At 38.1% G+C, this 18,677-nt stretch carries 19 protein-coding genes and 1 pseudogene; 1 reads left to right on the top strand and 19 read right to left on the bottom strand.

Annotated features, from left to right (window positions below; translation table 11 throughout):
- Window positions 1-77: 77 nt before the first annotated feature.
- The 5 genes from BkAM31D_RS02805 to BkAM31D_RS02785 form a co-directional block, all read right to left on the bottom strand.
- A complete protein-coding gene (locus BkAM31D_RS02805; RefSeq protein WP_066157932.1) occupies window positions 78-755 on the bottom strand; it encodes an LPxTATN C-terminal sorting signal domain in 678 nt (225 codons plus the stop codon).
- Between the two features lie 44 nt (window positions 756-799).
- Complete coding sequence (gene sipW / locus BkAM31D_RS02800) at window positions 800-1,381, bottom strand: signal peptidase I SipW (protein WP_066157934.1); 582 nt, start codon at window positions 1,379-1,381, stop codon at window positions 800-802.
- The gene (gene tapA, locus BkAM31D_RS02795) at window positions 1,378-2,232 is read right to left on the bottom strand and encodes an amyloid fiber anchoring/assembly protein TapA (protein ID WP_066157938.1); all 855 of its coding nucleotides are present in this window, start codon (window positions 2,230-2,232) and stop codon (window positions 1,378-1,380) included. Before tapA ends, sipW begins: the two co-directional genes overlap by 4 nt.
- Window positions 2,233-2,362: 130 nt before the next feature.
- Window positions 2,363-3,004: a TasA family protein gene (locus BkAM31D_RS02790; protein WP_066157943.1), complete on the bottom strand. Its 642-nt coding sequence runs from the start codon at window positions 3,002-3,004 to the stop codon at window positions 2,363-2,365.
- Between the two features lie 415 nt (window positions 3,005-3,419).
- Window positions 3,420-4,949 carry a DHA2 family efflux MFS transporter permease subunit gene (locus tag BkAM31D_RS02785; RefSeq protein WP_066157946.1) on the bottom strand — a complete coding sequence of 510 codons (1,530 nt, stop codon included), beginning with the start codon at window positions 4,947-4,949 and terminating at the stop codon, window positions 3,420-3,422.
- Between the two features lie 187 nt (window positions 4,950-5,136).
- On the opposite strand from BkAM31D_RS02785, the gene BkAM31D_RS02780 reads away from it, so the two are divergent.
- Window positions 5,137-6,021 (top strand): TetR/AcrR family transcriptional regulator, encoded by an 885-nt coding sequence (locus tag BkAM31D_RS02780; RefSeq protein WP_066157952.1) that lies wholly within the window; start codon window positions 5,137-5,139, stop codon window positions 6,019-6,021.
- Between the two features lie 58 nt (window positions 6,022-6,079).
- On the opposite strand, the gene truA is transcribed toward BkAM31D_RS02780, so the two are convergent.
- The 14 genes and pseudogenes from truA to BkAM31D_RS02715 all read right to left on the bottom strand — a co-directional run bounded on the left by truA (window position 6,080) and on the right by BkAM31D_RS02715 (window position 18,676).
- Window positions 6,080-6,814, bottom strand: coding sequence for a tRNA pseudouridine(38-40) synthase TruA (gene truA / locus BkAM31D_RS02775; RefSeq protein WP_066157955.1), 735 nt, complete (start codon window positions 6,812-6,814; stop codon window positions 6,080-6,082).
- 125 nt (window positions 6,815-6,939) lie between these two features.
- Window positions 6,940-7,917, bottom strand: a complete 978-nt coding sequence (locus BkAM31D_RS02770) for a beta-ketoacyl-ACP synthase III (protein WP_066157958.1) — start codon at window positions 7,915-7,917, stop codon at window positions 6,940-6,942.
- Window positions 7,918-8,101: 184 nt separating this feature from the next.
- Entirely contained in the window at window positions 8,102-9,676 is a 1,575-nt protein-coding gene (locus BkAM31D_RS02765; protein WP_235820522.1) for a benzoate-CoA ligase family protein, read from the bottom strand.
- A 256-nt stretch (window positions 9,677-9,932) separates the two neighbouring features.
- A complete protein-coding gene (locus BkAM31D_RS02760; protein ID WP_066157960.1) occupies window positions 9,933-10,730 on the bottom strand; it encodes an enoyl-CoA hydratase/isomerase family protein in 798 nt (265 codons plus the stop codon).
- Window positions 10,731-10,794: 64 nt separating this feature from the next.
- A complete protein-coding gene (locus BkAM31D_RS02755) occupies window positions 10,795-12,303 on the bottom strand; it encodes an aldehyde dehydrogenase family protein (protein ID WP_235820523.1) in 1,509 nt (502 codons plus the stop codon).
- A gap of 14 nt (window positions 12,304-12,317) precedes the next feature.
- A pseudogene (locus BkAM31D_RS02750) lies at window positions 12,318-13,516 on the bottom strand (thiolase family protein).
- A complete protein-coding gene (locus BkAM31D_RS02745) occupies window positions 13,513-14,262 on the bottom strand; it encodes a 3-hydroxyacyl-CoA dehydrogenase family protein (RefSeq protein ID WP_066157967.1) in 750 nt (249 codons plus the stop codon). The pseudogene BkAM31D_RS02750 and the gene BkAM31D_RS02745 overlap by 4 nt, the downstream one beginning before the upstream one ends.
- Entirely contained in the window at window positions 14,252-15,112 is an 861-nt protein-coding gene (locus tag BkAM31D_RS02740; protein ID WP_066157970.1) for a 3-hydroxyacyl-CoA dehydrogenase NAD-binding domain-containing protein, read from the bottom strand. The genes BkAM31D_RS02745 and BkAM31D_RS02740 overlap by 11 nt, the downstream gene beginning before the upstream one ends.
- A gap of 16 nt (window positions 15,113-15,128) precedes the next feature.
- Window positions 15,129-15,290 (bottom strand): PaaD-like zinc ribbon domain-containing protein, encoded by a 162-nt coding sequence (locus tag BkAM31D_RS23855; RefSeq protein WP_169801147.1) that lies wholly within the window; start codon window positions 15,288-15,290, stop codon window positions 15,129-15,131.
- Window positions 15,280-15,921 (bottom strand): Phenylacetic acid catabolic protein, encoded by a 642-nt coding sequence (locus tag BkAM31D_RS02735; RefSeq protein WP_066157973.1) that lies wholly within the window; start codon window positions 15,919-15,921, stop codon window positions 15,280-15,282. The genes BkAM31D_RS23855 and BkAM31D_RS02735 overlap by 11 nt, the downstream gene beginning before the upstream one ends.
- Window positions 15,922-16,146 (bottom strand): hypothetical protein, encoded by a 225-nt coding sequence (locus BkAM31D_RS02730; RefSeq protein ID WP_066157976.1) that lies wholly within the window; start codon window positions 16,144-16,146, stop codon window positions 15,922-15,924.
- Window positions 16,143-16,484, bottom strand: a complete 342-nt coding sequence (locus BkAM31D_RS02725) for a metal-sulfur cluster assembly factor (RefSeq protein WP_066157978.1) — start codon at window positions 16,482-16,484, stop codon at window positions 16,143-16,145. Before BkAM31D_RS02725 ends, BkAM31D_RS02730 begins: the two co-directional genes overlap by 4 nt.
- A 4-nt stretch (window positions 16,485-16,488) precedes the next feature.
- Window positions 16,489-17,424 carry a Phenylacetic acid catabolic protein gene (locus tag BkAM31D_RS02720; protein WP_066158193.1) on the bottom strand — a complete coding sequence of 312 codons (936 nt, stop codon included), beginning with the start codon at window positions 17,422-17,424 and terminating at the stop codon, window positions 16,489-16,491.
- 274 nt (window positions 17,425-17,698) lie between these two features.
- Window positions 17,699-18,676: an MBL fold metallo-hydrolase gene (locus tag BkAM31D_RS02715; RefSeq protein WP_235820524.1), complete on the bottom strand. Its 978-nt coding sequence runs from the start codon at window positions 18,674-18,676 to the stop codon at window positions 17,699-17,701.
- Window position 18,677: the final 1 nt, after the last annotated feature.

Genomic DNA, 18,677 nt, shown 5'->3' with positions numbered 1-18,677 from the left:
TATTACCATTAACACTATCACTAAATTGGAAATACAAAATAAAAAAAGTCAGACCATAAAGAATGGTCCAACTTCTTTTACTTTGACTCAATGATTCTTTTTTTCTGATTTTGATATATATAGATAAAAATTCCCATTAGCATTACTATGATCCCAATCAATAAATAGTTATATGAATTCGTAGCTGTTACTGGAAGTATATAACCTTCTTTAAATCCTCCACGAAGCCCCTCTCGATCAATAGGTCGTTGAATTTGATTTCCTCCATTGACTACCTCTTCTTCTTGATGTGCATTGAATTTGAATTCCGTATGAAACGCTAACCCTTGAAAATCATTTCCCAATTCTGATGGAAATCGAATGATAAACAAAAGATCTTCCTCATGCTCTGCATTCAACTGCCTCTTTGGAATTCCTTCTAGATCCTCAAGCTTCCCATAAAAGATCGTTTCCTTTTCATCACGCACTTCCAATTGAAATTCATTATAAAGCTTTTTTGAACCACTTTTAAATACAATTTCCATATTATAAGTAAAGTTTCCCGCACCTCTATTTTGAATCGTTACTGCCCTCTCTGTCCAATCACCTGGCTTCATATTTTCGATATGAAATAGGATGCTATCAGGAGCAGTCGAGATCGTAATTGGATTTGTTTCGGCCAACGTCTTCTCACTATACTGAACGCTTAGACTCCATAAAAGAAGCACCGTCAACCCTGTTACAATTTTATACAGATAGTTTGTCTTTTTACCCATATCCTCACCTTCAATAACTTTTCTACGACTACTCCGATAGACTGTTATATGGTTTCCTTCACTTCTTCAACAGCTGGTTGTGTTTTATTTCCTTTTTCTAGCTGCGAGACACCTTGCCAAATTGTAATTCCAGAGTAAATCAACAATAATAGGCCTGGCAGGATCAAAAGAAGTGCCGCTCCTTCTTTTGACTGTGCAAAATTCCCGACATATCCAACATACGGGATGGTAAAACCTTCATATTTCGCAATAACATTTTCCGATAAGACAAGGGAACTATCTGGAGCGTTGTTGTTATCACCCTTTGTTTCATACATGACATGCTCTCCACTTTGCTTGACACCGACAACCCTGTGAGTAATTAGCTTTTCTGCTGATTCCATAAACGTAATGACATCACCTTCTTGAAACCTTGTCATGTCACCACCTGGTTTGACCGCTATAATCGAACCTGTCTTAAATTCTGGCTCCATCGAACCAGAAAGAACTGTTTTGAATTGATAACCAAAGAGTTCCGGTTCACCACCAGATGCTTTCGTTGAAATTACGATAAATACCATGAAAACAAGGACTACAAATAAAACAAAGCTAATTAAACGACTACTCCATTTCATTGCCACTTTCATGACTCGTCACCTTCCTCAGGAGATTCTTCTTCTACTTTTTTCAGTTTCATAACTTCTTTTGCTTCTGCTTTATCTTCATCAGCAACCTTATCCTCTACAACTGATTCCTTTTGCTCTATTAGTTCCTCTTTTGGTTCCTCTTCTACTGGACTTTTCCTCTGTTCTTCTTCTTTCTTTTCATCGACTTTGTTGTCAGTTTTGCCAGTTTCTACTTCAGTAGCCTTTTCCTCTTCAGGTTGCTCCTTCACTTCTGGTTGGTCTATTTCTTCTTTTTCATCTTCTACTACTTCATCCATTTCAAGTTCTTCCTCTTCTTCATCATCCTCTTCCAAACATTTAACCATATATTTTGTACTCCAAATTTCTTCTCTTCTTTCAAAGTCATCTTCATAGCCTCTCACTTGAAACACTTTGAACATATATGAACCATTTTCTAAAGCTTCATATGTAAGAATGGTCGACTCTTTTTCCCCTAGAGGCTTGATAACTCCCTCTGAAACCCTCTCACCATTTTGTTTTGGACTTCCATTATCAACGTAGTAAATTTCATATTCAGTCTCACTGCCCATTTGATATCCTTTGTTTCGCACTTCAATTTCCAATTGATATGGAGCACACGCTTTGATGTTCTTCGTATTAGGTCTTTCAACAAACTCTAACTCACTTCCATCCCACCACTTCCCCGTAGTAATTGCGATCGTTGTAGAATCGGAAGCGCTAAAAAAAGCAAATGTATCCGATGTTACCATTGCCGTTGAAATTACAAAAGCGTACCAGATTGCTAGAACTTGTGCGAGAATGATTAGCTTTTTGTATTTTTTTCGGTATTTTCTTGAGCGTAGACTTCTCATATCGTATCCCCCTCACTCTACCTTGTAAATCAGTTTATTTGTTTTCATGAATATACAAATCAATCTATTTTTATATTGATGAAAGCAAATAAAGGGGAAAGGTGAGACAGCCTCACCTTTCCTTTTTATATTACTTAAGTGTACCTGACGTTTGATGGGCTTCGAAGTTCCAATAAAGTGTTAATTCAGCATCTTGGAATGTATTTTGATCTTCATCATTATCGACAAACTCAAATACAACAACTAGATCGTCTGAATCGCCTGCTTTGAGACCAGCTTTTTCACCGTTCGTTTCTCCCAGCCATGGAAGGTTAACATATAATTTATTTGCCACTGCATCAGGTAACCCATTTGCGTCACGAAGTTCTGCTAGTGTTGTGCTAGTAATCACATTGTTAGGACCTACAACTATGTTTCCAAGTCCATTTTTATCAACATTTTTCATAAAATGAACAAGAATATGTTCTCCTAAATCACCACCATTATATTTATCTCCATAATCTACATCATAGTCAGTATGAATATCTACAGAGGAAATATCTAAAGAACCATCATTTTTAAGCTCAAAAGCTCTCGGCATGATATCACCTGGCTTGATATTCTCTGCCTTAATTACATATTCTGGATTAATTGATAAATCCAAAGTTCCTGATGCAAATGTGTTTGTCGTTGCTACAGTATCACTAAAATAAGCAAACGTTCCTCCACCAATCAAAGACAACCCCAATGCTGCTGATACGACACCCATGCCTAATTTCTTTTTAATACTCATCAATGATTCCGCCCTTTCGACCCTTTGTGGGTATGTAATAGTTTATTTGACCTTTGCAGAGCAAAGATTTCAACCTATTTTTGGTCGTACTCTTCTAAGTCATATCAATTTATTTACCTTTCCTATCAAAGAACTTTGTTCGTTCATATTGTTCTTCATAACGAACAACTAAACATAGTATAAGTTATCTAAGTTAAATTGAAAAACAGCAAAAATAAGCATCTGACCTTTATAACGAACAAAATACTTTATCATACTCTTTTTTTCTTCAAATAACTAATATTTTTAACTTTTTAAACAATTCATCTGTTCTTTTACAAGAACGACCATGTTATTTCATATATGACCTTTCTCTCCTATAAAAAAACACCTTGCTCATTATCAATGAGCAAGGTGCCTTACTAATCTTCATAAATTAACTTTCTGCTAGTTTTGGTTCCACCCTTGTAGGAGCTGCACTTTCTTTCTCTAACGGTTCTTCGTCTTGCTTCGCTCTTTTAATAAAGAACGCTAATATCAATGCTACAATCGCAATCAATGATGAGACGAAAAGCGCGTCATTAATTCCTTCTAGCATTGCTGTCATCGCAACTTGCTGTTGCATTTCTACTAATGCTGCTGTTGGCTGACCTGCCGCATTATTTAACGTACTTTCAGCTATCCGAGTTGCATGTGTTTGCTGACGTGTTGACATAACAGTAACAAGTAGAGCCGTTCCGATGGCACCAGATACTTGATTCAGTGTGTTGTTCATCGCTGTTCCGTGAGGGTAAAAACGGGCTGGTAATTGATTTAAACCATTTGTAGAAACAGGCATCATGACCATCGATATTCCAAGCATCCTTACTGTGTTTAAAGCCATTAAAAAAGAATAACTCGTTTCCGTCGTTAATGTACTGAATAAGTAAGTTGTTATCACTGTGATCGAAAGTCCTATAATTGCTAGTACACGACCTCCGTATTTGTCAAACAGTTTTCCGGTAATGGGTGACATCACTGCCATTGTTAAAGCACCTGGCAACATGAGCAGCCCCGCATCAAACGGGGTTATACCTCTTATCGTTTGAACGTAAATCGGTAATAATAACATCCCTGAGAACATCGCCATGTTTAAGACCATCGTAATCGATGAAGATAAAGCAAACATAGGGTATTGAAATACTTTAAAATTCAACATCGGTATTTGTAATTTTGATTGACGACTGATAAATGTAATGAGTGAAATGGCTCCAATGACAATTGTCAAATATACAAGAGGATGATCCCATCCCTTGTTCCCTGCTGAGCTAAACCCATATAACAAGCCCCCAAACCCAATGCTTGAAAGTACTAATGAAATAAGATCAAGATGTATATCAACCTTCTCCTTCTTATCTTTAAGCAAAAAGAAACCCGTTAGCAAAACGACAACAGCAATCGGTGTAACAAAATGGAACAGCATTCTCCAGTCATAATGCTCAACAATCCATCCAGATAATGTTGGACCGATTGCAGGAGCTGCCATTAAGATTAAGCCAAATACTCCCATTGCCGTACCTCGTTTTTCAACCGGGAAGCTAACAAGCATGACATTCATTAACAGTGGCATCATAATCGCAGATCCCGAGGCTTGAAGCATTCTTCCAGCTAAGAGCATTGGAAATACATGTGCCAATCCAGCTACGAACGTTCCAACTGTAAATAAAAGCATTGCAGTTAAAAAAAGCCTTCTCACAGAATATTTTTGAATGAGAAAAGCAGTCGCCGGAATCAGTATACCATTTACTAACATATAACCTGTTGTCAACCATTGTACGGTCGCCGTTTCCACTTGTAAATCCGCCATAATCGAAGGCAACGCAACATTTAACAACGTATTATTTAAAAAAGAAATAAAAGCTCCAATCATTAGAACGGCCAGTATTCCAAAGGGTGGGCGACCTGTCTTTATTTCCGATTGGTCCATCATCTTTCCTCCTACATAGACAATAAGTCTAATAAAATATACTTATAGTTCACATTTTTAATATTATACTATAAGTACAAAAAAGGCAATTGATTAATCTATGGTTATAAAAGGGTTTGTCGAAAGTTTATTAATCAGGTAATATGATTTTATACACACAGTCTAATCCTATAGAACAGGTGATAATATGAACGGTCGAAAACAACATGTGATTCAAATGGCTCACCAATTATTTATTGACAAAGGCTTTCAAGCAACTTCCATTCAAGATATTTTGGACTATGCGAATATTTCAAAAGGAACATTTTACAATTATTTCGCTTCGAAAAATGAATTATTAATGGCTATATTCAAAAGCATTTATGACCAACTAAAAAAAGAGCGCAATGACCTATTAATTGGGCAAGACCGCACTGATGTAGAGATATTCGTCAGCCAACTTGAGCTACAAATGAAAATGAACCGAAAGAATAAACTGATCACACTATACGAAGAGGCATTTGTATCAAACGATGTTGAATTGAAACAATTTATCAAAGACAGTCAATTACAACAAGTACATTGGCTATATGGACGTTTTATCGATCTATTTGGCCAACAAAAAGCTCCATACTTATTAGATTGCGCAATTATGTTTTTAGGAATTCTACATCATAACGTGAGGTATTACTTAATGGCTCATGGACATAATGCGGCTATGTATCCCGTTGTACGCTATAGCGTTGATCGCATTATGAAAATCGTGGAAGAAGTCGAAACGGCAAATGATCAATTGATTCAACCAGAAGTGTTAGAGAGCTGGTTTCCAGAGCGGCACAATCATTTTCAAGATGAGCTCTATCGGATTGTTTTACATTTCAAAAAACAAATTGATCCAAGCTCTAACAACCACCTGCAATTGTTAGACTTTCTTATTGAAGAACTGTTGCATACGAAGAAACCACGGCAGTTTGTCGTTCAAAGTGTCCTATCTTCGATTCAAAGTGATAGTGCGTTACATGATAAGGAAGCCTTTAATCAGCTTGAGCAGTTGATCACAGCCTTTTTTAACCAAGATAACAACACTCGCTAAATGCTACGAAAAAAGAAAAAGAATAGCCAAAAGAGCTTCATTCACTCTTGGCTATTCTTTAATAGTTAATTTTCTCTAAAAATAGTCCGGAAGCATCAGCAAATCCTGCCTGACTACGATCTTTTGAATGTAAAATGTCAGCTATAATAGTAGCATCCTTTTCAGCTAAACCAACCTCTATTAACGTTCCAACCATTTTACGAACCATATTATAAAGAAACCCATCTCCCGTTATTCTAATTTCAATAAAACCATCGTTCGTTTGGAAATCAATGGAGCGAATCGTACGCACCATTGATTTCTTTTTTGATTTTGCATTTGAGAATGCAGTGAAATCATGTTCACCAAGAAAGAACTGTGCCGCCGCCTTCATTGCTTTAATATCAAGCTTTCTCTCAACATGCATACTGTACTTTCTCATAAAAGGATGAGTATAGGGCTCATTCCAGATTTTATACAAATAGGTTTTATCTTTTGCATTATAACGAGCATGAAACCTATCAGTAACTCGTTTTACTTCCGTTACACTAATATCAAGAGGCAAATAGTGATTTACATACGTTTGAATATCCGCTTCAGTCGTTTTGCTTCCAAGTTTTACATTAGCAACTTGATTTAAGGCATGAACACCGGCATCCGTACGACTTGACCCGATTATTTCAACCTTCTTCCCTTCCATTTCTGATAAAACGTGTTCAATCTTCCCTTGAATGGTATTTTCCGTATTGCCAAGTCGTTGCCATCCCTTGTACCGTCCACCATCATATTGAATAACTAATTTATAATTGTTCATTGCTTCTCCTTATCACGTTCACAAATCTTTCTTTAACAGTATCATATTCTAGACGCTGCTACCACTTCTTGATAAGTATCACCAAAGAAAAAACGCTCTAACCATAGCTGGTTAAAGCGTACTACTCAATATTGGAAGAGCAATGAACCCCAAATTAAACCACCACCAAAAGCTGTGAGGACAATTCGATCTCCTTTTTTCACTTTCCCTTCTTTCCTCGCCATTGTAAAGGCTAAGGGAATCGTCGCTGCTGAATTGTTACCAAAATATTTAATATTGCTTATCACTTTCTGCTGTGGAAATTCAACATTTCTAGCTACAGCATCGATAATCCGCTGGTTTGCTTGATGAGGAATAAGCCAATCAATTTCTTCATACTGAACATCGTTTCTGACAAGCAACTCTTTGACATTATTAGACATGGCATTAACAGCCAGTTTAAAGATTTTATTTCCATTCATTTTTATTTTTGGAATGGTGTAATCACTATTATCTCTTTCTCTACTTGATCCACCTTCTACATACAGGTCTTCGTAAAATTGACCGTCTGAGTGGATTGTTGAATCAATGATTCCTTCAGATTCAGCTTGATCAGCTCCAGACACAACAAAAGCCCCTGCTCCATCCGCAAAGAGAATTGCCGTTGATCGATCTGTATAATCAACGATCTTGGAAAGTGCATCAGCTCCAACAACTAAGATGTGATTTGCCTTTCCAATTTTAATATACTGTTCAGCTATTTGCAGAGCAGAGATGAAGCCAACACATGTACTATGAACATCAAAGGCCCCAACAGTTCTACAGCCTAATAATGATTGCAGTTTTGTTGCAACAGGCGGAAACATATGATCAGGCGTCTCCGTTGCCACAATAATTAAATCAATATCCATTGGCTGTAATCCTGCATCCTCTAAAGCTGCTAAACTCGCTTTTAAAGCTAGATCGGACGTGTTCTCCGTAGAATCGATTACTCGCCTTTCATGGATTCCCGTTCTAGTAGCAATCCATTCATGAGAAGTATCCATTAATTGTTCAAGGTCTTGATTGGTCATGATTGTAGAAGGTACATACGAACCAGCACCACTTATAATTGCTTTTTTCATTAGCTACCCCCATATTTTTTTATACTGATACGCATTAATAGGCCTGTTTTCGACCTTTTAAGATCCTTTGATGTATCTCTATATCTTTTAAAAGCCTTGAGAAGAGTAGTTTTCTCCTCTCAAGGCATGTATGGAAAGATCTATTTTTTCTCTTCTATGGGCTTTTAAACCAGCCTGCTTTCCATTAAACTCTTAGTCTAAAGCGCTGTACCTTGCCCGTTGCAGTTTTTGGCAGTTCATCAATAAATTCAATTTCACGTGGGTATTTATATGGTGCCAAATTACTTTTTACATAAAGCTTTAATTCATCACTTAGTCTTTCTGAAGCAGTTACCCCGTCTTTTAACACGATGAAAGCTTTCGGAAAGACAAGATTATTTTCTGTTTTCTTACCAATTACAGCACATTCAAGTACATCTTCATGCTGGAATAGAACGGTTTCAATTTCAATTGGAGAAACCCAAATACCGCCTACTTTCAACATATCATCTGAACGACCTGTATACCAGAAATGGCCGTCTTCATCTTGGTAATACTTATCGCCTGTATGCATCCATTCGCCATAAAATTTACGATGATTCTCCTCAATGTTACACCAGTAACCACCGGTTAAGCTTTCACCCTTGATGACAAGGTCTCCAATTTCATTAGGACCTACTTCAATTGATTGATCGTTCAAGATTCTAGCTTCATAACCAGGAACAACTTTTCCCGTACTTCCAGCTTTAATATCTCCTATCCGATTTGAAAGGAAAATATGTAAGGCTTCAGTTGATCCAATTCCATCTAGAATATCGATACCAAACAGTTCTTTCCATTTATTATAGAACGTGGCTGGTAAAGCCTCTCCAGCTGATACACATACACGAACAGACGATAGATCAGGAACAATACCTGTCTTTTCAACATAATTGATCATTGCTCCATAAAGTGTTGGAACACCAAAGAAAATTGTCGGTTTAGATTCAACCAACTTTTCAAATACTTTATCTGGCGTTGGTCGATCTTTTAAAAGAACGGCCGTTCCACCTGTACCGAACGGGAAATACATCCCATTTCCTAAACCGTATGCGAAGAAAAGCTTTGAGGCAGAGAACGTGATATCGTCTTCTGTCATGTGCAATACTTGTTTAGCAAAGTTATCAAATGCAACTTCCATGCTTTTTTGATGATGAATAACACCTTTAGGATTCCCCGTACTACCAGAGCTATAAAGCCAGAAACCTGCATCTTCTGACGAACTATAATATGTTTCTAGATCGGTAGAGGCACAGTCAACAAACTCTAAGAAGTCGATGACATCCGTACTTTTCGAAGCGCTTTCAGAAATAACAATTACTTCTTTTAAATAAATAAATCTATCTCGAATATCTTTAACTTTCTCCCAGAAGTCCTCATGAATAACAAGAACTTTTGCGCGGCTGTTATTTAGTAAGTATTCATAATCATTGGGCTGTAACATGGTATTAACTGGAATTGGGATAGCCCCAATCTTCATTGCTCCGAAAAACGAAACAATAAACTCGGGTGAATCATACGTTAACAATAAGATGCGGTTTTCACTTTCAACATTTATATTTCTGAGAGCACTCCCAAATTGGTTCACTCTCCGTTGCAGATCTTGATAGGTTACTTGTTCATCATCACAGATGATGGCGACTTTATTGCCTAATCCTTTTCGAACGTTTTCATCAATAAAACGATTTGCTGCATTATAATGTTCTTTTACACCTCTTAAGTTCATTACTGATTCGATCATGTATTTCCCCCAATGAAAGATGATGTAACGAGGGCGCTTCTTGTCCCAAAATAATCATAAGATCAAGAGAGTGTTTGATAGCAAAAAAACAGAGCAATAAATTGCTCTGCACGCTGCTACCTGCTATGAAGATAGATTCATAGCAGGCTGCTTAAAAGAGTAAGGCAGCGGCTTTGCTCATTGCTGTGAGGGTGAAACACAAGGTCCAAACAGCCTTATCATTCACCCTCTTGATCATCTCTGCTAATGTTTAGACTTATTGTCCAGACCAGTCTGCTGGGCGTTTTTCAATGAATGCGCTTAGACCTTCTTGTGCATCATTCGAACGGAATAATAGGTTTTGTAGTTCACCTTCATAACGAATCGCAACATTTAAAGGCATTTCCTTACCATTCATAATTGATAACTTAATATTAGATGCTGCATAAGTAGCACTGTTTGCAATCTTTTCAGCATACTCTAATGTTTTTGCTCTTGTTTCTTCTTGAGGGAAGACACGATCTACTAATTGAATGTCTAATGCTTCTTGTGGAGAAAGTGTTTCACCTGTTAAGTTTAAGTCTAATGCTTTAGAGTGACCTACTTGGCGAGCTAGACGTTGTGTACCACCAGTACCAGCCAAGACACCTAGTGTAATTTCTGGAAGACCAATTTTACCAGCTGCATCACCCATGAAACGTAAGTCACAAGCTAGAGCCATTTCTAAACCGCCACCTACTGTATGTCCTTCTAGACATGCGATCCATACTTGTGGAGAACGAGCGATTTTATCTAATGTTTCGTTACAGAATAGGCAGAACTGAGTCTTAAAGCGCGGCTCAGAAGCTTTAAGGAAGTTAATGTTTGCACCTGCTGAGAAGAACTTTGGCATATCACTCATTAGCACAGCTACTTTAATATCTGTATCAAAACGAATATCATCAATTGCAGCATTTAGCTCTTTGTAGTACTCAAGGTCATACGAATTTGTTTTATTTACGTGAATATGCACCTCTGCAACGCCATTTTTCTTTACCACTGTAAGATTTTTTTGACCTGTTTCAACTGTAGTCATTATAACATTCCTCCAATAATTATTGTTTTTATAGTGTTAATTTATTAAAAAAAGAAAACTTAATTTATATTCCGAAAATATTTAACGGACGCTCTCCAATATAGGAAACAACACTCTTTGTTTCTGTGTACAAATCAAGTGTCTCAAGGCTTAACTCACGTCCAAATCCGGATTGTTTATATCCTCCGAATGGAGTTCCAGGGAATGCAGAAATTGGGTTATTAATCATTACAATCCCTGCACGAAGTCCTTTCGCAAAGCGATGAGCTTTTCCATGATCCTTCGTCCAGACAGCTGAACCTAAACCAAAGATTGAGTCATTCGCTTGTTTCAGTACTTCTTTTTCATCACTAAACTTCATTACCACTACAACTGGACCGAAAACTTCTTCTTGAGCAATTCTCATATCATTTGTTACATTGCCGATGATTGTAGGCATGTACCAATGTCCATTTTCATATTCAGGACCTTCTGGGCGCTTTCCTCCATAAAGAACTTCGCCACCTTCTTCAACTGCAATTTTCACATAGCTATCAACCACTTTTTCGTGACTTGCTGAGATTAATGCTCCAACATGTGTTTCTTTATTAAAAGGGTCACCTACGTTTAATAGCTTCGTTTTCTCAATGAATTTCTCTAAAAACTCATCATAGATGTCCTCGTGTACAAAAAGTCTTGAACGAGCTTCACATGATTGACCTGTGTTATAGAAAATACCATAAACAGAACCTGCTACTGCTCCATCAATATCACAGTCGTTAAACACGATACTCGGAGATTTCCCACCTAATTCAAGCGTTACGCGTTTTAACGTTTCAGAAGCTCTTGCCATAATGTCTTTCCCAGTTTCTGTTTCACCTGTAAAAGCGACTTTATCAACACCTTCATGCTCTGTTAAGTATGGTCCAATTTCAGACCCGCTACCTGTTAGAACATTGACAACTCCTTCTGGAACACCTGCTTCGTGACAAATCTCAGCAAGCATATAAGCAGTGATTGGTGTATAAGAAGCTGGCTTTAAGATCACTGTACAACCTGCAGCTAACGCCGGAGCGATCTTCCATGCAGCCATCATTAATGGATAGTTCCACGGAATGATTTGAGCACACACACCAACTGGTTCTTTCAATGTATAGTTGAAAAATCCATTAGGCATTGGGTTTGTACGTCCACCAAATGTTGAGATTGTACCAGCATAGAATTCAAAGTCTTCAATCGCTTGGGTGATTTGCCCTTGAGCTGCCGCAACGGTTTTACCACTATTAAGAACTTCTGCTTCTACAAGATCATTGAAGCGCTCTCTCATAATTGCTGCAATGTTGTTTAATAAGCGCGCACGTTTTGTATGTGACTGTCTAGGCCATTTGCCTGATTCAAACGCTGCCCTTGCAGCTTCAACGGTACGATCAACATCTTCCTTTGTCGCTTTTGCAACTTTCGCTAACACCTCGCCCGTAGCAGGGTTATGAGTTTCAAAGAATTCATTGTTGCTGCTATTGACATATTCACCATTAATTAATAGTTGATAAGTATCTTTGATTACTGAGTTCTTTACCACTGTATCTTTTATCACGTATCACTCACTCCTTATACTTTCTCAATTATTGTGGCAATCCCTTGGCCTACCCGATACACATCGTAGCAAGACCATATCGTACATCTCGTTTCTGCATTTCATGAACAAGTGTCGTGACAATTCTAGATCCACTACAACCTAATGGGTGACCTAACGCAATCGCCCCACCATTGACATTTACTTTGTCCATATCTAAACCTAATTCCTTAATGCATGCGACTGACTGTGCTGCGAACGCTTCATTGATTTCGATTAAATCGAGATCATCGACAGTTAACCCTGCTCTCTCAAGTGCTTTCCTTGTCGCTGGCACTGGACCAATCCCCATATAAGCAGGATCAACCCCACTAACAGCCGAAGTGACAATTCTGGCAAGCGGCTTCAGGTTCAACTTTTCAGCTAGTTCTCTTTCCATGATCATGACGGCACTAGCCCCATCATTAATCCCTGACGAATTACCTGCTGTCACTGTTCCACCATCACGGAATGCTGGACGCAACTTCGATAATGTCTCTAACGTTGTTCCTGCACGAGGGTGTTCATCCGTATCAAATACGACCGGCTCCCCTTTTCTTTGCGGAATCGTTACTGGAACAATTTCCTCTTTGAACTTTCCACTTTCGATTGCAACAGCGGCTTTTTGCTGACTTAACAAAGCTAGTTCATCTTGTTCTTCTCTTGTAATGTGATATCTCTCTGCCACATTCTCAGCTGTTTCACCAAGACTAATTGGTGGATACACTTCCGCTAGTTTCGGGTTAACTAGTCTCCATCCAATCGTTGTGTCATGTAATGTTTGATTTCCTCTTGCGTTAGCTAAATGAGGTTTCATCATTACATAAGGAGCTCGAGTCATACTCTCTGTTCCACCAGCGATAAAAACCTGACCAAGATCAGCCTTAATCGCTGATGCTGCTTGATTGATTGCATCTAATCCAGATCCACACAATCGATTGACTGTTACGCCTGGAACACTTTCAGGTACCCCAGCCAAAAGCAATCCCATTCTCGCTACATTTCGGTTATCTTCTCCACCTTGGTTCGCGCATCCAAAATACACATCTTCTATAAGGGCTTTATCAATAGAGACACGCTCCAGTAATTCCTTTATGACATGACCAGCTAAATCATCTGGTCTTACACTTGTTAAAGCACCGTTATATTTTCCAATAGGTGTTCGAACAGCATCTACAATGACCGCTTCCCTCATATTGAAAACTCCTTCACTCTGCGATTTTGATAATGGTGGAACCCTTTTTCTGATTCCCCACCAGTCCAACCTGCTTGAACGAGCTTCTTTATTAGTGGTGCTGGCCGGTACCGTTCTTCACCAAATTGTTTGTGTAAGCCAATGAGAACAGCATACACATCATCGATCCCAATTCTCTCAGCCCACTCTAATGGACCTAATGGATAATTGGTTCCCTGCTTCATTGCTGTATCGATATCTTTTGCATTCGCGGTCCCTTCCGTTAAAGCAAACGCCGCCTCATTGATAATTAAGGAAAGAATTCTCGGGTACACCAAACCAACTTCATCTTCTACGACTTCAACCTCTTGGTTAATTGCTCCAAACGTTTCTTTAACATTTGATAACAAGCCAGTGTCTGATTGTAGTGCAGCCGCAACCTCAATTACTTTTCCTTCGCTAAAATTAGAGAAAGTAGCAAATCCAATTAATCTTTCTGGATAACGTAACCAAGATGCAGCTTCAGTCGCTGTTACTTGTAATGTCGTTGATAAGATAATCGTATTTGGTGAAACAACTGACTCGATTTCTTGTAAGTTTAATTTCTTTTGCTCAAGATCAACGTTTGTCGTTTCAATCACAACGTCAATCTGTTTTGCTTTTGAAAAGTCGTTAAGAAAAACAGAACAACCATTCAATTCAAATGATTTGAGGAGTTCTTTAGCAAGTAAGTTTCCTCCTACTATGACAATCGCCTTATTCGTCATAACTAAAGAACCCTCCTTTCGTCTTTCTCCCTAAGCTACCTGACTGCACCATGCGCTCTTGATAATAATGAGGTCTAAAGCGATCCTCACCATGGAAGCCAGCGTGAACAGATTTCGTCGTAGCAAAGTTGATATCAATTCCGATTAAATCCTGAAGCTCAAACGGCCCCATTTTAAAATTACCAGCACCTTTCATAATGCGATCAATCTGCTCAACACTTGCTACTTGATCATTCATAATCCGTAATGCTTCATTATAGAAAGGGCGCGCTACACGGTTCACAATAAAACCTGGTGTATCTTTACAAACTACTGGATTTTTATTAATTTTTTTTGCGAAATCAATTAGGGTCTCAGTTACTTCTGGAGACGTTTTCAACCCTTGGATGACTTCAACTAGAGGCATAATCGGTGCCGGGTTAAAAAAGTGAAGACCAGCCACACGTGTCGGCTTCTTAATCTGCCCTGATATTTCAGTAATTGATAGAGACGATGTATTTGTCGCTAAAATGGTATCCTCCGCACAGATCTCTTCTAATTGTTGAAAGATTGAACGCTTAATTCCAATTTTTTCTGGCGCAGCTTCGATGACTAACTGACAATCTTTGAAGGCGTTTATGTCAGTGGTAGACTCTAGCAATTCTTTCGCTAATGTCAGTTCATTGACACTGATCTTCTGCTTCTCAACTAAACGCTCTAATCGTGCTTCAATACCAGTTCTAGCACGGTCCACTGCCTCTTGATTAATATCAAACATCACTGTAGGGTGGCCATTTTGAATAAGCAATTGTACAATTCCTGCCCCCATTGTTCCCGAACCGACTACACCCGCTTTTTTAATTTGATTCATGAGTATCGGGCACCTTTCATTTACTTGGCTCTGGTTCTTCCTGCCAACGAATATATTCGAATACACTGTTGCAATGATTACAATAATATTGTTTAACTAATTGAGCTGTACCAAAGGAAGAGATTTTATCTACGTTCTCAGATGAACAGAAAGAGCATTTTACTTGATTAGTTGACATTGATAACAGCTCCATCATTTACTAACTCTTCTACTTGGCTTCTAAGCTTAGAAGCAAGATCTAAGTTCGGAGCAATCATTTTTTCTGAGATTAGTAGATTATCGTTCTGCACTTGCTCTAACCAGGCTGTCGCTTCCTTCGAAGAATTCTCCAGTGCATTTTTGAATCTTGATGGAATTGATCCTTGATCATTTAATAGTTGTTTACACCAGCTCTTCGAATAGAGGTGATGCTCATTTTGCTCTTTAAGCATCTTGCTAAAGGGAGGGTTGCTCTCTGGATGATCTGCTTCAATAATTGCGCGCATGACTAAATCAGCAGCGATATTTGTTGTGTATAAACCAGCGATAAGTTCAATCCAATTGCTAATTTCAACATTAGATGAAAACGCTTTACCCGTCTGATCTTTAATTTCGACTTTGTTTCCATTTAACCCTTTTAATTCAAATGCCCACCTATAAATTAATCTTGAATGACCAAGCTCTTGCTGCGCCATCGCAATCGATGAAAGAGTGGCTTCTAAAGTCGGTCCGCTAATTCCAATTTCAACTAAACGGTCACCTAAAATGTATTTATTATCAGCAATTGTTTCTGCTAATTCTACTAGTGAAATATTTTTCGCATTTGACATTTATTTCACTCCTTCCTTTTCAAATAACGGCTCTGGGTTACGAACAGTAATGATTGCATCTTTACGAACCACTTTCATTTCTACCCAATCTTCCTCGTCGTAAATATGCTCAGCGTAAATTTTAGCCAAATCGTCATTCACTGCCTTAAGTGAACCAACATGAGTTAAATCATCTCCTCGTTTAATACGAGTAAACAAAAGGTATTCAACTGCTTGATCTGTCATGAACTTACCCCCCAATACTTTAATTTCTTTCTGCCTTCTTCACTTAAATTATTAACCGTCCAAGGAGGATCCCAGACAACTTGAATGTCTACTTCAGCGACTTCCTCTTCCTTTAATAAGCGTTCTTTGATATCGCTTTCAATCCATTGCATACAAGCACAACCAGTAGACGTGTATGTCATTAACACTTCTAATTTCTGATCTTTCTTTGTAATTTCATAGATTAAACCCATATCGACAACACTTATTGGGAATTCCGGGTCCATTACTTCTTTTAATGCATCCCAGTATTTCTGTGTCGTTTCTGTTGGCGCTTCATACGTCGCTGCTTTATTCATAAGTTTAAGCCCCCTCTGCTCTCATTGCTTCTAACTCTTTTGCTCCCTTTTGAATTCTTTCTACAAACTCTTGATTTTCAGGTCCACGCTTTTTAAAACGTTCAATTACTCCATCCCATGTATCTGGTTGATCATATAACCACTTTTTATTTTCAATATCAAATTTACAAGGGAATGGAACATCAATCACATATTTTCCTTGTTCTTCATCATAGTGAGCTGGTACTTTCACTCCAATTGACTCACAGAATGGAACGGCTGTAGATAACCACTTTTGTCTAAGCTCATCATTTGATCTTCCTTTTAATCGGTAGTCAAGCTGTGCTGAGCGACTCTTCAGGTTATCTGCTACCCCAAAGAATTCAAGTGCCATCAAGAACATCCAATCAACAGCTTCTTGAACTTGTTTAGCTGTTTCAGGCTTCTTCATTCCCGCTTTCATAATGATTTCTCCATTTCTTAAATGGAACAATTCTTCTTTATCAACTTTCACTAATGCACGTTTCCATGGGCCGTATGATGTGTTTTCATGAGCATCTCCAAGTAGCGTATAACCAGCACGATCAAACAATCCATTGAATACACCTAATTCAATCCAATTGTCTAACTTGAAGTCAAAAGCATATGGGTTTTTCCAACGACTCGGCACGCGTTCATATAGAAGTTTATCAACGTTTTCACCGAGATCTTCTAATAACCGATAAGCAATATGTGCATGACCAATTTCATCCTGCATTACAGCCAATGCTGTAATCTTATAGTTTAGGTTAGGAGCTTGATCATAAACCGTTAAAAGTGGCGGTACGCTTAGAAGCTCCGTGTCACCAACGATCATTAATGTTTGTTTTAGCGCTTTTAGGTACTCGTCATTCATATCTTCCATACGTTCAACTTTATAGCCATTTTGGACTTTTTCCAATAATACTTCAGCTTGATTTATGCTCACTACTTAACACCTCTTTTTTTATTATGTTTTTATGATTATCGTCTATATTAAGTAATATAAAATATTCTCAATTATCTGTCAAGGGAATTCGTTATGTTTTTTTGACGAACGAAAATAAAATATTATTACTAGTTGCTTATACCTTGTAATGTTGCGCCTTTTTCGATGTATCCCTGTTTTTTTACTTTCAAAACATATTTTTCGCAACAAAAAAGCGTATATGTCTCCCAAAGGATTCATCCACGCTTTTCAAACGAACGAAATTAGTTCATACTTTCTTTACTTGTCTTTCATAAACGATAGGTGTTGTCTCTTTTCGCTTTATCCTATTTTCTTTTTCTAAGTAATGCAGATGAGCAATTGTCTCCGCAATTGCAAAACGCCACTGATGAGGAGACAATTCTTTATGTGCAAATAAATGCTCAGCAATTTCATAAGCTGTTCTGGAATCTGCTAGCTCTTCCATTTTAGCTAAACGAAACTCATGGTGAGCGATTAATTCATCGACACGTCCAGCCAAATCCTCTACTACTTTCCCATGTGCCGAGTATACTCTTTTCGTCGATAAGGATTTGATTTTTCGCAAAGAATCCATGTATTCATGCAATGGATCTTGACTTGAACCAGGCCATACACTAATATTCGGGGTAATTTTATCAAGGACGTGATCACCCGCGATTAGTATTTTATCTACTTCTTGATAGAAACAAATATGGCCAGCACTGTGCCCAGGAGTATGAATCACTTCCCAATTATTACCATTAATCTCAACTTCACTGCTAATAGAAGAGATACGAGGTAGCGGCAAGACATGCTTTGTCAGCTTTTCCATGTGATCAATTATTGCTGCACTCAGTTGCTCTGGTACACCATAATCGATAATCATCTCTTTTAGTTGTACGGTTTGAACGCTACCCTCTCCCCATACTCGCTCAATCATTTTCTTGTCCGTTTCACTCATTAATACGTTCGCACCGGTCTTTTCCTGCATCCATCCGCAAAGTCCTGAATGATCCGGATGAAAATGTGTTAAATAAATCGTTTTGATATCTGTAGGTTGAATATTCAATTCACGAAATACACCTTCCCACATCTCTCTGGCAGGAGGATAATTTAGCCCAACATCAATTAAAACAAAGTGGTCCTTGTCTTTTAGTAGATAACAATACACATATTTCATTGGAAAAGGAATCGGTACTCCTATTCGGTAACCATACTCTTCTATTTGTTCAATTTCAATCTTCAAT

The sequence above is a fragment of the Halalkalibacter krulwichiae genome, assembly GCF_002109385.1.
Taxonomy (GTDB): Bacteria; Bacillota; Bacilli; order Bacillales; family Bacillaceae_D; genus Halalkalibacter; species Halalkalibacter krulwichiae.
Note: the sequence above shows the minus strand (reverse complement) of the source record. Positions and strands in the feature narration are given on the sequence as shown.